Origin of the sequence: Porphyromonas somerae (genome assembly GCF_022845615.1) — a bacterium.
GTDB lineage: Bacteria > Bacteroidota > Bacteroidia > Bacteroidales > Porphyromonadaceae > Porphyromonas_A > Porphyromonas_A somerae.
The window spans coordinates 462,819-477,032 of sequence record NZ_AP025559.1 but is presented as its reverse complement, the minus strand read 5'-3'; the positions used below and the strand labels follow the sequence as shown (position 1 = coordinate 477,032).

Sequence of the window (14,214 nt, the reverse complement as noted above, 5' to 3'; positions counted from 1 at the left end):
CATGGAAAACAAACAGACTAGAAGAGGCGAGTTGCCGGAAAACGCGTATCGCCCACTGAAGCCCGGAGAGAGCTACCACCCTGTAGTGGGGCCAGAGCAAAATCCGAAGCAAGCAACCGCCTACAGTGTCGGTTGGGGATTGATTATGGCGGTGATCTTTAGTGCCGCTACAGCCTATCTGGGACTTAAGGTAGGGCAGGTATTTGAAGCGGCGATCCCAATTGCCATTATTGCTGCAGGACTTACTACAGCTACGAAGCGAAAGGGAGCTCTTCTAGAGAATGTGATGATTCAGAGTATAGGAGCCTCGAGTGGTGTGGTGGTAGCTGGTGCTATCTTTACCATTCCTGCTATCTATATCCTAAAGGCGAAGTACCCTGAGATGACTGTCAACTTCCTACAGATATTTGTCAGCTCGCTCCTTGGCGGTGTATTGGGAATAATGATGCTTATCCCATTCCGTAAGTATTTTGTGAAGGATATGCATGGTCAATACCCCTTCCCTGAAGCTACAGCTACCACTCAGGTACTACTAAGTAGCGAAAAGGGAGGTGCCCAAGCAAAGCCTCTGCTTATCTCGGGATTGATTGGTGGTCTTTACGACTTTGCCGTCTCCACCTTTGGGGCATGGCACGAGGTGTTTAGCTCAAAGGTATTGCCTTGGGGACAATCCATTGCTGAAAAGGCAAAGCTAGAATTCAACATCAATACCGGAGCAGCGGTGATGGGTCTTGGCTACATCATCGGCTTGAAGTATGCTACTATTATATGCGCTGGATCGGCACTTGTATGGTGGGTGATTGTACCTGTAATGAACCTCGTTTGGGGTGGCGATATTATTACCTTTGGAGATCCTAGCATCACTCAGACCATTGGAGAGATGAGTGCAACGGATATCTTCTTCCACTATGGTCGTAACATCGGTATCGGAGGTATTGCCATGGCTGGACTTATCAGCATCTATAATAACCGAAAGATCATCACTGGTGCGGTGAGCCTCGCAAATAGAGAGCTCAAGCAAAAGGGCAATAATGAGGAGGGCAACCAACCTCGTACCGACCGAGACATCACTATGAAGATGGTGGTTTGGGGTATCCTTTTGGCACTTGTTTGCATCAGCATCTTTTTCTACTTCGGGGTGGTACAGCGTAACCTTATGTGGGCGGTGATAGCACTGATACTTGTGGCTCTGATTGCCTTCCTTTTCACCACCGTTGCAGCGAACGCCATTGCCATTGTTGGCTCCAATCCGGTATCGGGAATGACACTTATGACCCTTATCGTAGCAAGCGTGGTGCTGGTAGCGGTAGGCATGGAGGGACCAAGTGGTATGGTTTCGGCACTCGTAATCGGAGTGGTGGTTTGTACTGCTCTTTCTATGGCGGGCGGCTTTATCACTGACCTTAAGATCGGATATTGGCTGGGAACAACTCCAAAGGTACAGGAGAGCTGGAAGTTCCTTGGTACTCTAGTCTCTGCAGCTACAGTTTGTGGCGTGGTGATTCTATTGGAGAAGGCGTACGGGTTTACAGGCGATAATGCGCTACAAGCCCCACAGGCCAATGCGATGGCGGCTCTTATTGAGCCACTCATGACTGGCTCAGGAGCTAAATGGCTTCTCTACGGCATTGGTGCTGCTTTAGCACTACTGCTCACCTTTGTAAAGGTGCCTGCCCTACCATTCGCACTCGGTATGTTTATCCCTCTACACCTTAACCTCCCTCTATTGGCAGGTGGGTTTATCAGCTGGTATCTCAGCACAAGGTCTAAGGATGAGAAGCTCAATAAGGCTCGCCAGGATAAGGGTACCCTACTTGCATCGGGCTTTATCGCTGGAGGTGCGTTGATGGGTGTGGTGAGTGCGATCCTGAAGCTAGCTGGGGCTGAGCTAACTCTCACTGCATGGCAAGCCAACCCATGGAGCCATGTACTCACCGTGGTGATGTACCTAGCTATATTCACCTATTTGATTCGCTCAAGCAAAAAAGCTAAGCCTGAGGCATAACACATATTATATATGAGTAAAGAGATAAAAGGTCTAGAGACAGTCCAAGAGGTAATGAGCCACTTGGGACTAGAGAATAAGGAGCTGAAAAACCTTTATGATCCGATGGCCTATATTATGGACTTGGGAGGTAAGCGGCTGAGACCATTGGTACTACTGCTTTCTTACCAAGCCTATAAGCCAAACGGAGCAGTAGAGGCTGTGGCACCCGCGATGCGGGCGATTGAATTGTTTCACAACTTCACGCTCCTCCACGATGATGTGATGGACGATGCTCCAATGCGACGGGGCAAGCCATCGGTCTATAAGAAATGGGGACTTAATACTGCCATCCTCTCTGGTGATGGGATGCTGATAGAGGCCTACAAGCATCTAGCACAGCTTTCACCAGAGAAGCTACCGCATGCCCTTGAGATATTCAATGATATGGGGAGTGCAGTTTGCGAAGGGCAGCAGTATGATATGGACTTTGAGCAGCTGCCACTCAGTCAGATGAGTATGAGCGACTACCTCGGAATGATACGGCTCAAGACCTCTTACCTATTTTGCGGTGCGGCCTCGCTAGGTGCTTACTTGGCAGATGCCCCTGAAACAGACCGGAAGTTGCTTTGGGAGGCAATTGAAAAGATGGGGCTAGCCTTCCAGATCAAGGATGACTACCTAGACATCTATAGCAAGCCAGGCTTTGGGAAGGTGCAAGGTGGGGATATCCTTGAAGGGAAGCGGACTTGGTTGCTCCTATCTGCTTATGCTAAGGATAGCAAGGAGGTACTTGCAGCCCTTGACCTGAAGGAGGATGATCAAAAGATTGCTAGAATGACTCAGCTATACAGCGACCTAGGCATTCGCGATGCAGCCCTTGAGGAGGTGGAGCGACAAAGCAAGGAGGCAACAAAGATACTGGATCAGCTATCAGTAGCTGAGGAGAATATTGAGCCACTTCGCCAACTATTCCTTACCCTAGTAAGAAGAGAGGTGTGATGATCCCTATCATCGATACACATTGCCACCTTTACTATCAGGATGAGTCGCCTCGGCTTGACTTTTCCAAGGATTTGGACGAGGTGATAGCACGGAGTAAAGCGGCAGGAGTCACCTATGCACTTCTGCCCAACATCGACAGCGAGAGCTATCCACTGATGATGGCACTCGCTGAGCGATACCCCGACTATTGCCGTCCGATGATTGGGCTACACCCCACCAATGTGGATGCTCGGTGGGAGAGTGAGCTACGTTTTGTGGAAGAGAAGTTGGCCTCATCAAGTGAGTCTTTTATTGCTATTGGAGAGATAGGGCTCGACTACCATTGGAGCATGGAGTATCAAAAGGAGATGCAAGAGGTCTTTAGACGCCAATTGGATTGGGCAGTACAATACCATTTACCGGTGAGTATTCACAGCCGAGATGCCGAAGAGGAAACCATTGACCTACTAGCTACCTATCAGGCGCGAGGCCTGCAAGGCATCGTCCACTCCTTTGGTGGGGACAAGCGGCAACTAGAGCGGGTAAGAGATGAGCTACCCAACTTTATGGTCGGCGTTAATGGGACACTCACCTTTAAGAATAACCCACTCGCCTCCTATCTCTCTTGCTACCCCATTGAACGGGTGGTGGTAGAGACCGATGCCCCCTTTTTAGCACCAGTACCCTACAGAGGCAAGCGAAATGAACCCGCCTACCTCACGAAGGTAGTCGAAAAGCTACAAGAGGTATACGCACTCCCGGAGGTGGCGGTAAGGCAACATTTATTTGACAATTCAAAAAAAATATATAACCTGCACATATAAGTGCTATAGCTCAATAATTCAAATACAATCAATGAGTTACGGCATAAGAAACAAGACATTAAGAGAGAATAAAAACAAATAAACAACAAAAAACCGCCCCAAAAGTGGGTAGATACAAAGAAATAGATTAGATTTGTAGAGTAATTGGACAATGAACCGTCCAAGAATCAACTGGAGAGATGCTCGAGTGGTTGAAGAGGCACGCCTGGAAAGCGTGTATACGCCTAAAGCGTATCGAGGGTTCGAATCCCTCTCTCTCCGCATTAATATAATATGAATAAGAAAGTAATTTATCACTAAACTTAAAAAGAGAACTTACAATGAAAAAATTTCTAGCAAGTATCGCACTGTTTGGATTGCTGTCACTAGGCACAGCAAACGCAGTCTTTGCACAAGACGAGGCACAAGCTCCCGACTCTGAGGTGACTACTGAAGAGGTAGCAGCACCTGCTGAGGAAGCAGCTCCTGTTGAGGAAATGGCTGCTGAGGATATCACTGTAGCAAATGAGGGTGGTTTCCACCAAGCACTTAAGACTAAGTTTATCGAGGGTGGTGCAGAGTTTATGGCTGCTATCGCTATCGTACTTATCCTAGGTCTAGCATTCTGCCTTGAGAGAATTATCTACCTCAACCTAGCAGATGTAAACAACGAGAAGTTCCTAGACGAAATTGATGCAAGGCTTCAAGCTAATGATATCAACGGTGCACTAGAGCTAGCACGCGACACTAGAGGTCCTGTAGCTTCTGTAACCTTCCAGGCTATCAGCCGTATCGATCAAGGCATCGAGGCAGTAGAGCGTTCTATCACTGCTTATGGTGGTGTACAGGCTGGTCTACTTGAGAAGAACATGTCTTGGATCACTCTATTTATCGCTACTGCTCCATCACTAGGGTTCTTGGGTACCGTGATCGGTATGGTGACCGCTTTTGATAAGATCGAGCAAGTAGGTGACATCTCTCCTACAGTAGTAGCAGGAGGTATGAAGGTAGCTCTTATCACTACTATCTTCGGTCTGATCGTAGCTATGATCCTTCAGATCTTCTACAACTATATCCTATCTAAGTACGAGGGTGTACTCAATAAGATGGAGGATAGCTCTATCACACTTGTAGACACTATCGTAGCTCACCAGGAGAAGTTTGCTCGCAAATAATCACAAAAGAAAGGAAATATTATGGCAGTAAGTAAAATCAGAAAGATTTCAAGCTATTCACTACTTGCTCTAGCCATCCTTACTATAATAGTAACTATCGCTTTCTTCGCAGGAGGGTACATAGACCCTAATGCTGCAAAGCCAGAGCCAAAGTTTACTGATGCAATATTCTATCTAATGTACTGCGCACTGGGCGTTACGCTCCTAGCGATGATAGGATTTGCCATTGTGGGATTTGCTAGCAACCTCAAAGACCCCAAGAGACGCCGTGCGTCACTCACTGGTCTTGTATCATTCATAGCAATTATTGTGCTACTCGTGATCACGTACGCCATTGGCTCTACGGATCCAGTATCACTGAGTTTAGATTTCCAAAAATACAATACAGACTTTTATCTTAAGTTTGCAGATATGTGGCTATACAGCATCTACGTGGTGCTTGGCATCAATATCCTTGCACTTATAGTATTTGCTATTAAAGGGGCTCTACGCTCAAAGAAGTAAGAAGTAACACTTAAAAGAAAGGATTTAAAATGGCACGTGGAAAGAAAAAAGTACCCGGTATCAATGGGTCTTCAACCGCCGATATCTCTTTTATCATGCTACTCTTCTTCCTACTAACTACATCTATGGGATCGGATAGTGGTTTGGCAAGACAATTACCACCATCTGTACCACCAGATCAACAAGATGTGGCCATTGACGTTAACCGCCGAAATATGCTCCGAGTATTGGTTAATACTCGCGGACAAATCCTTGCCAATGGCGAGGTGGTGGATCTTGACGGACTACGCGAGAAGGTTAAGGAGTTCGTTCTCAATGAGAATGATCGTGCCGACCTTGCAGAGCGTACAGTGGAGACATTTGCCTTGGTTGGTGCACAGAAAGTAACTAAGAACCACGTTATCTCACTGACTAACGATGTGGACACTAAGTATAGTGACTATATCTTAGTACAAAATGAGCTTACCAAAGCTTATATGGAAGTGAGAGATATGATGTGTAAGAAGTTCTTTGGTGTATCACTGGAGGATGCTTCAACAGCACAACAAGAGGTAATGGTAGATATGTACCCTCAGAAGATATCTGAGGCTAACCCAAAAGAGTACGGTAAGAAAAATAAGTAACGAGTACACATTATGAGCAGATTTACGAAAGGTGGCACCCGTGAAGTACCAGAGCTGAATACCATGTCGCTTCCCGACTTGATTTTCGCTTTCCTATTCTTCATTATGATGGTAACCTCAATGCGTGAAGTGACTATGATGGTACAGGTTTCACTTCCCCATGCTACGGAACTAACGAAGATGGAGAAGAAGTCACTCGCTACTTACATCTATATGGGTCAGCCACTTCAGATGTACCAAAATAAGTACGGTACTGAGGCTACAATTCAACTAAACGATAAGTTCGCGACTACAGCAGAGATCTTTGACTATATCGCACAGGAGAAGTCGTCTATGTCAGAGGCAGATGCCCCATACATGACTACCATCCTTAAGATTGACAAAGACACTAAGATGGGTCTTGTAACTGACGTTAAGCAGAGACTAAGAGAGGCAGATGCACTGAAGATATTCTACAGTGCGATAAAGAGTAACGAATAATAGTTACCCACTTTATCCTGCCAACACATGATAGGCGACATCGCCCCTACACCACGTAGGGGCGATGTTTTTTATTATTAAGCTCCACCTCCTCATCGTCTTCAAGCTAAGCATCTATTTCGTTTGCTTAAAACAAACATTTATGTATATTTGCAATACCAAAGTATACAGAGAGAACTAAAATTATAGATTCAGTAAATGAACTAATAAAGATGGAGAATACGACTAAAACAAGAACAGAAGAGCAGCGTTTCCAGATACGCAAGAGTATCGGAATGTTCTTAGGCGTTGATGTATCAACACCAGATGAAAACAATGTAGTAACGGTGACGGACAAGCGACTTCTCAATGGTTGGCTACTTAATCAAGAGGAGTTAAAGGTCTTTGGACGAACCGTATACCCCGAGAGAAAATTCAAAATACGTGCGGAGGTATATCAATTAGATCTAGAACAGATAACCGTAGAGTGGATAAAAGAGCAGATGAAAGAATTGGGTATTAAGAGGTATGATATCATCCGTCAGCTAGCGATTGACAAATCCAGTCTATCGCTTATCCTGAGTGGCAAACGAGGATTATCCAATACGATGAAAGTAGCCTTCTTCTACTACTTCAATTCATACCTCCTCACAGAGCTCCACCGTAACCAAGTCACGGATGAGGAAGAGACAAAGAAATAATCTTGAATATCAAGAGTCAATTTACTAATGGAGACTGTTGCACGAAGGCGATCTGCGGCGTTGCTTTCGGAAATCGGCCTAGGCCACGTATGTGAGTACGCTCCCTTTGGTCTCATCTTTTTGTGTGTGCCTGGTGCCCTACGTGCACCTTGCCCTCAGCGTCTGGCATCTCATCCTTCGTGCAAAGTCTCAGCACAATTGCTTCAAATGTACGAGAATGGCACTTCATGCAACATTCTCTAATGATGTAACGGCCTATGTGAACTTCAACTCTAAGAAACATCTCCGCCTTTTCCTAGAAACGCTAACTTATTAATTCTTATTTTACAAAGATAGCATTATTGGGGCTTACACACTTTTTAGGGTCAGTATCCTTCACTGCCGTTTGACTGCTTGTCCGCTTGATACGCCTTAGCATTAGGATTCTGTTCGTCCAGTAACGAATTATCTATTATTCCCTCTCTTAACCTAAGTTTGACCCCTATTTGAGTGCAAGTAATTGATATTAGTATGGTTGTCATTTTTTCAAGGGTTACTGTGTACAACAAATTTTGATTTTTCTAAATGGGTAGATGGGATTCCTTTAGCTTTCAGTTGTACTCGTATGTTATTGACCACCCAATAGACAAGTAGTAACGAATAAGCCTCATCCGATATTCTGCGTGATGGGGTGACTGTATCACCTTGAGACTACTGCGTCAGCCTGTATACACCAATCATCTTGCGGGATGAAATCCGCAAGATATGGGCGACGGAGTCTTTTTTCTCTTTGATAATTTGAAAGAAAACTGGAAATCCATTATAATTGAGCGAATCATCCACTAAACGCTTAATTACACAATGGATACCAGTTTTCTACGACATGTATATGGTCTTGTTGGAGTCAAATGTACTGCTACACACTACAAAACTAACAAAATAGTTTTAGATATAGAGTATTCTAAAACAAAAAAGAGGTGCCCGTGCTGCGGGGAATACACTCTCGTGAAGAATGGCTACCGGTATCGTAATATCCATGCGCTACCAATTGGTTCTACCAAAACCATATTGCACATGAAAGTACAAAGATACAAATGCAAAGAATGCGGAAACGATGATTACGAGAGGGTCAGCTTTGTTAAAGGCAATAGGTCGTACTCTAATCGCTTTGCCAAGTACGTGGTTGATTTGCTAAGGGCAATGACTATTCAGGAGGTTTCAAAAAGGCTAGGTGTTAGTTGGGATGTAGTAAAGGATATTCACACAACCTATCTTAAGAGACACTACAGCAAGCCCTCCTTACAAGGGGTGCAGTGCATAGGTATTGATGAGTTCGCTGTCCGAAAAGGACATGTTTATAAGACAATCGTAGTGGACCTAATCTCAGGAAGAATCCTTCATGTTGGCGATGGAAAGGGGGCGGATGCTCTTACAACGTTTTGGAAAAGGGTAAGGAAGAAGAACGTTCAGATAAAGTATGTGGCGACAGATATGTCATCAGCCTTCTCTAAATCAGTACGTGAGAATACCCCTGATGCCATACACGTATTTGACCACTTTCATGTCATCAAGCTAATGAATGATACCCTTGATAAAGTGCGAAGAGAGTTAGTGGCAAAAGAGGTGGACGAGGGAAAGAAAAAACTAATCAAAGGAACAAGATACCTCCTACTTGCCAACGGGGAAAAGATGATTGATGAGAAAGGGAGAACGAAGCTCCAGAAAGCACTCGCAATGAACGAACCCCTCTCTCAAGCCTATTACCTCAAGGAGGACCTGAGAGAAATATATAATCAACGAACCATTAATGAAGCAGAGGAAAGATTAAACAGCTGGGTCTCAATGGCATTAGATACAGATTCAAAACCTCTAATCTCATTAGCAAATACAATCAATACAGCTAAAAAGGAAATACTCGCATGGTATTATGGACGGCTATCAACGGCCAAAGTGGAGGGTATAAACAATAAAATTAAAGTGATGAAGAGAAATGCTTACGGATATAGAGATGATGACTATTTCAAACTTAGACTTTTTGCACTACATGACTGCCGTATCACACGAAATGTCGGATGAACCACGAATAAATCCATCTGTATTAACACAAAGAGCTCGCAATCGCTCCTTTTCTTTTCTCTTCGGTTCGTCCGAACTTAGCCATTTAACCACTCGGCTTACTTTCCTCAAAATAGAAGTTGGTGAGATCGTTTCAATTTGAAAAAACAATTACCCTGATGAAATCAGTATTTCACTCCTCATAAAGTCCAAGAACCACCCCAAATATACTTCAGAGGTCAAACTAGGGCTATGTAAAGAAAAAGAAAATGAGTACGTTTGTAACAGCGGAAGTAATAACGCCACCCCATTGTCTAAAAATGGGGAACACTATAGTTCAACCTGAGATAAGTAAGATAATCTATAGTTAGAAACAAAATTATTAGGTACAACTGACCAAGTTTTAAGCGAATACCTAATATTGATTGTTTTGTTGTCAATAGTTTTTTTGTTCTTTAATTTGACCAATATTCTTCTATTATGGATGCAAGGCAGTGTATGATTGTAGATTTGGAAAGAAAGGGTGATAGGCAAAAGTTTATCACCGAACAAGTTGCATCTATAAAGAGGAATGAAAATGGTTATTGGGCAGTTAGATTTATAACTTCTCCACGTGTTTTTCAATACAATCCAGCTCGCTTACTCTGCTTAACACAACCAGAGGTAGTAGACATAGATAATAAAGGACTGTATATAAATAATAAGCGTATTACTGGTATCGCTGAATTACTTCGATTCTCAGATCATAATCTCAGCTTTTATCGTATAACCTATACCAATGGTTATGCTGAAAGCCTTGAGGGTAAGAATGTATATATTACCCGTACACCTATAAATGAGTGTGGTGGATCGACATGGGATTATCTCAATAAGCTTGCAGAAGAGACTGGTCTTTGTGATGAGGAAGGGAATAATGTCCTATCAAAAGGGTATAGTTTGATAGACTTAAAGCGAGACAATGTCCCTCTTGCTCAATACCTAGGGAATAAAAAAAAGTTGTCAACTTATTCATTACCAAAGCAAGTCTATTACCCTTTCGGATGTAATGCAAGCCAAAAGAGTGCGGTAGAGGCTGCTTTGACTAATCAAGTCAGTATTATCCAAGGACCTCCGGGAACAGGGAAAACACAGACAATTCTTAATATCATTGCTAATTTGCTTTTAGCGGATAAGAGTGTATTGGTCGTTTCCAACAACAACTCCGCAGTTGCTAATGTAGCAGAGAAACTGGAAAAAGAAGGGCTAGGCTTTATCGTTGCCCAGTTGGGTAATGCAGAAAATAAAAAATCCTTTATTGACCAACAAGTTCCATTTTATCCTAATATGGAGGGATGGCTGATAAATGATTTATCCACGATGAAGAAGGTAGCTAAGGAGTCTCTTAAGACAGTATCACAGGGCTTTGATGACCAGACAAATCAGGCAAAACTCAAGGCGGAGTATCAAGCTTTGATGACAGAGAAATACTATAGTGATTCGCAAAATGGTATTCACTCATTGAATACGGAGTGGTTATATCGTAAGCCTTCTAAAAAGCTGATGAAATTACTCACGCTTATCCAGTTAATGGAAGAGCAATCAAGGAAACCTAACCTTTGGTTTAGAATGAAATGGTCATTTGCCTTTGGTGTGCAGATGTTCTCTTTCTTAAAGAACGAGATGTCTCAAGTGACTGAAAGCTTGCAAAAGGTATATTACAGCAGTCGAAAAGCGGAGATCCAAAATGAACTTAGTCAAATCTCCAATAGGTTGGCTTCTATAGATCTCCACAATAGCGTGAAAACACTGACTAACTCATCACTACAGTTGCTCAAAAATGAAATAGCTCAACGCTACAAAGGGGGTGATCGACAGTTGTTTTCCTATAAAGATTTCAAGTGCAGGACAGAAGCATTCTTAAAAGAGTACCCTATTGTACTGAGCAGTACATATAAGTCAAACTCCAACATTAGCCCAGACTATGTGTTTGACTATGTAATAATGGACGAAGATTCTCAGGTGGATATTAAGACTGGAGCTTTAGCCTTATCTAGTGCAACAAATGCGGTAATCGTTGGCGATGACAAGCAGCTACCCAATGTTGTGAGTCAAGTAGAGGCAATTGCTTTTAATCTAATACAAAGTTGTTATAATGTGCCTGATTGCTACAATGAAGTGACACATAGCTTCTTACAATCTTGCACAGAAATATTCAAGGATGCACCGACTACATTGCTACGAGAGCATTATCGTTGTCATCCGAAGATTATTGAGTTCTGCAACCAGCGTTTCTACGATGGTGAGCTTATTACTATGACTAATGATTCTAACGAAAGTGAAGTATTAAAGGTGGTTCGGACTGTAAAAGGTAATCATGCACGTGGACGATTCAATCAAAGAGAAGTTGATGTCATAGTGCAAGAGGTGTTGCCAAAGTACTCTGACAAGGGGAGTGTGGGGATTATCACTCCATATCGTGATCAAGCAGATGCTATCAATCTGAGACTAGGGCAGGATATTGCAAGCACAGTGCATAAGTATCAAGGACGTGAATGCGATACCATTATTATGAGCATGGTAGATAATGTCCCATCAGCATTCTCCGATGACTCTAATTTGCTCAATGTGGCCATCTCACGAGCTAAGACACATCTCTGTATTGTTTGCACAGGTAACGATTTTCCAGAGGACACTAATTTGCATCAACTTATTGATTACATTCAGTACAATAACTTTGAGGTAGTTGATAGCAAACTACATTCGGTGTTTGACATTCTCTACCAACAATATACAGCTGAGAGACTAGCCTATGAGGCAGACCATCCGAAAGTGTCAGAATATCTTTCAGAGAACCTCGTGTACAATATTTTAACACAAGCCTTGAAAGAGCTAGATTTACATAATTTATCTGTTGTATGTCACTATCCTCTTTCAAAACTAATCTCAAGTTGGTCAGTTCTAAATGAAGAAGAACAAACCTTTGCAAAAAGCCCCTTTGCTCATGTCGACTTTCTAATCTATAATAATATCACCAAGCGGCCACAGATGGTGATTGAGGTAGATGGGTGGCACTTTCACAAGGAAAGTTCTGTTCAAGAAGTGCGAGACAAACTTAAAGATAGTATTCTCTACAAGTACGATCTTCCTTTATATCGTATTTCTACAACAGATACTATAACAATAAATAGCATTAAAAAACAACTAGAAGAAAATCTGGTAAATAAGGCTATATCGCAACAAAGTACTGGAATGTAACAAACAAGCTAAAAGATCAGATTTCACCTCAATTCCGCAGGCTGAGTTTTTATTGCTTTAGTCGGGTATTATTGAAGAATATTGCACGAAGAGCCATTCTCCAAATATGCAACAGTCACCAGATGTGTAACGATAACGCATATTAGAGGTACTTGCTTATCAACGATCGACCCGTTCCAATGATTTTGCGAAGGTGGGTGGAGGGGCAGTCAGCTCCCATCGTCAATGAGCTATCACTGAGGTTAGAGGTGCTGCTGGTGGAGCCAATTGAGGAGGGTGGAGAGGGCTTCTGAGGAGAAGCCTGGGGGCAGGAAAAGGTACTCGCTGGGGTGCCCACTATTGGCGGGTATAAAGAGGTGATTGAGTCCCTCAAGCTCTTTTACGGTGACACTTGGGGAGGAGGTTGCAAGGCTCTTTATCTGTGCCAAGTTGCGTTTCGCCTCCACCTGCATATCCTTGCTACCATTGAGGGCTAGGATTGGACAGGTAATTCTCGGGAGATAGATTGAGGGATCAGTCCTTAAAAAGCCTTTATAGAATGGTGACGAGATAGCTCCGATCATATTTCGTTGGTACTCCTCACTTTGGACCAGTCGCTCAGTCTCTATTCGTCGCTCCTCCTTCACTAGTGGTAATACCCTATCAAAGTACTCAGCAATCAGCAGTGAATCACTCGCTCTGCTAGTAGAGTGGTAAGCTATCTTACCAAATAGCTCCTCCGTCACCTCCCCAAAAGCGTCCCATTTATCAGGCTCAATCAGATCCGCCATCATCACCTGATTCTGAAAGACAATCGTCTCTATACCATTCACCCCAGGAGCCGCCAAAAGCACTATAAAGTCAGTAAGCTCAGGTGAATCAGCAGCCACCATCTGTGCTAGTAAGCCTCCTTCGCTATGCCCTATCACCCCCACCTTTTGATACTTCCCTTGCGAATGAAGATAGGTGAGAGCGGCCTCCACATCCACCTCAAAATCGGAGAGCATCGAGGCATTAAATACACCCGTAGAGCGCCCCACCCCTCGCTTATCGTACCTCAGTACGGCATATCCCTCACGAGTAAGGTAATCGGCTATGTCAAAGAGCGGTTTATGAGGTCCGATCTTACTATCTCTGTCATTCGGTCCACTACCAGCCACCAATAGGATCGCCGTGGTGGCACTGCCCTCCATCGGCTCTGTAAGCGTACCCGAAAGCACCACTTCGTCCGAAGGGATCGCCACCTCACTCGCATGGTAAGGAAGCTTCTCATCCTCCTTTATATACTCCCCTCTTACAAGAGTAAGCGGAGCGAATAGTCCTCTTTGGGCAAAAAGTCCATTGATCGTATCCCCTTGCAAAGTTCCTTGAAACCTAGCCCCTATCGACTCACTCTGCCATCGCACCATTAGAGAATCGGGCTGAAAAACAAACTCATCCACCACTATCCCCTCGGCATTTTGGTCGGGACTATCCAATGACGCCCGATACCCCTCAGCTGTTTCGGAGACATGTAGCACCAAAGGCAATGCATAAGTGGGCGACACCCGCAAATCACCATGCCAACTACCGACCACTTGGGCATGACACGTCATAGCCCAAAGCGTCAAAGTAAAAAATAATGTCCATCTCATAATAGTACAATGTAACTAGTTAACTATCAACAAATATAAACAGAATAATCGATATCCATCATCGTAGTACCACCATATCCAGAGGTTACGCGTTAGAAGA

At 43.7% G+C, this 14,214-nt stretch carries 11 protein-coding genes and 1 tRNA gene; 11 read left to right on the top strand and 1 reads right to left on the bottom strand.

Annotated features, from left to right (window positions below):
• Position 1 precedes the first annotated feature (1 nt).
• The 11 genes from MWL85_RS02080 to MWL85_RS02030 all read left to right on the top strand — a co-directional run bounded on the left by MWL85_RS02080 (position 2) and on the right by MWL85_RS02030 (position 12,501).
• Positions 2-2,005, top strand: a complete 2,004-nt coding sequence (locus tag MWL85_RS02080) for an OPT family oligopeptide transporter (RefSeq protein WP_244401230.1) — start codon at positions 2-4, stop codon at positions 2,003-2,005.
• A 12-nt stretch (positions 2,006-2,017) separates the two neighbouring features.
• Entirely contained in the window at positions 2,018-2,986 is a 969-nt protein-coding gene (locus MWL85_RS02075) for a polyprenyl synthetase family protein (protein WP_244401229.1), read from the top strand.
• Positions 2,986-3,792 carry a TatD family hydrolase gene (locus tag MWL85_RS02070; protein WP_244401228.1) on the top strand — a complete coding sequence of 269 codons (807 nt, stop codon included), beginning with the start codon at positions 2,986-2,988 and terminating at the stop codon, positions 3,790-3,792. Before MWL85_RS02075 ends, MWL85_RS02070 begins: the two co-directional genes overlap by 1 nt.
• Before the next feature lie 173 nt (positions 3,793-3,965).
• A tRNA-Ser gene (locus MWL85_RS02065) sits at positions 3,966-4,053 on the top strand.
• 59 nt (positions 4,054-4,112) lie between these two features.
• The gene (locus MWL85_RS02060) at positions 4,113-4,946 is read left to right on the top strand and encodes a MotA/TolQ/ExbB proton channel family protein (protein ID WP_244401227.1); all 834 of its coding nucleotides are present in this window, start codon (positions 4,113-4,115) and stop codon (positions 4,944-4,946) included.
• Between the two features lie 21 nt (positions 4,947-4,967).
• On the top strand, positions 4,968-5,450 hold the full coding sequence (locus MWL85_RS02055; protein ID WP_070707854.1) for a hypothetical protein: 483 nt from the start codon (positions 4,968-4,970) through the stop codon (positions 5,448-5,450).
• Between the two features lie 29 nt (positions 5,451-5,479).
• Positions 5,480-6,073, top strand: a complete 594-nt coding sequence (locus MWL85_RS02050; protein WP_021902948.1) for an ExbD/TolR family protein — start codon at positions 5,480-5,482, stop codon at positions 6,071-6,073.
• Between the two features lie 12 nt (positions 6,074-6,085).
• Positions 6,086-6,553 (top strand): ExbD/TolR family protein, encoded by a 468-nt coding sequence (locus MWL85_RS02045; RefSeq protein WP_070707853.1) that lies wholly within the window; start codon positions 6,086-6,088, stop codon positions 6,551-6,553.
• A gap of 212 nt (positions 6,554-6,765) precedes the next feature.
• Positions 6,766-7,233, top strand: a complete 468-nt coding sequence (locus MWL85_RS02040) for a hypothetical protein (RefSeq protein WP_018028600.1) — start codon at positions 6,766-6,768, stop codon at positions 7,231-7,233.
• Positions 7,234-8,073: 840 nt separating this feature from the next.
• Positions 8,074-9,288: an ISL3 family transposase gene (locus tag MWL85_RS02035; RefSeq protein ID WP_244400646.1), complete on the top strand. Its 1,215-nt coding sequence runs from the start codon at positions 8,074-8,076 to the stop codon at positions 9,286-9,288.
• Positions 9,289-9,747: 459 nt separating this feature from the next.
• Positions 9,748-12,501 carry an AAA domain-containing protein gene (locus MWL85_RS02030; RefSeq protein WP_244401226.1) on the top strand — a complete coding sequence of 918 codons (2,754 nt, stop codon included), beginning with the start codon at positions 9,748-9,750 and terminating at the stop codon, positions 12,499-12,501.
• Between the two features lie 242 nt (positions 12,502-12,743).
• Here MWL85_RS02030 and MWL85_RS02025 read toward each other — a convergent pair whose 3' ends face one another.
• Positions 12,744-14,114, bottom strand: a complete 1,371-nt coding sequence (locus MWL85_RS02025; protein ID WP_244401225.1) for an alpha/beta hydrolase — start codon at positions 14,112-14,114, stop codon at positions 12,744-12,746.
• Between the last annotated feature and the right edge of the window lie 100 nt (positions 14,115-14,214).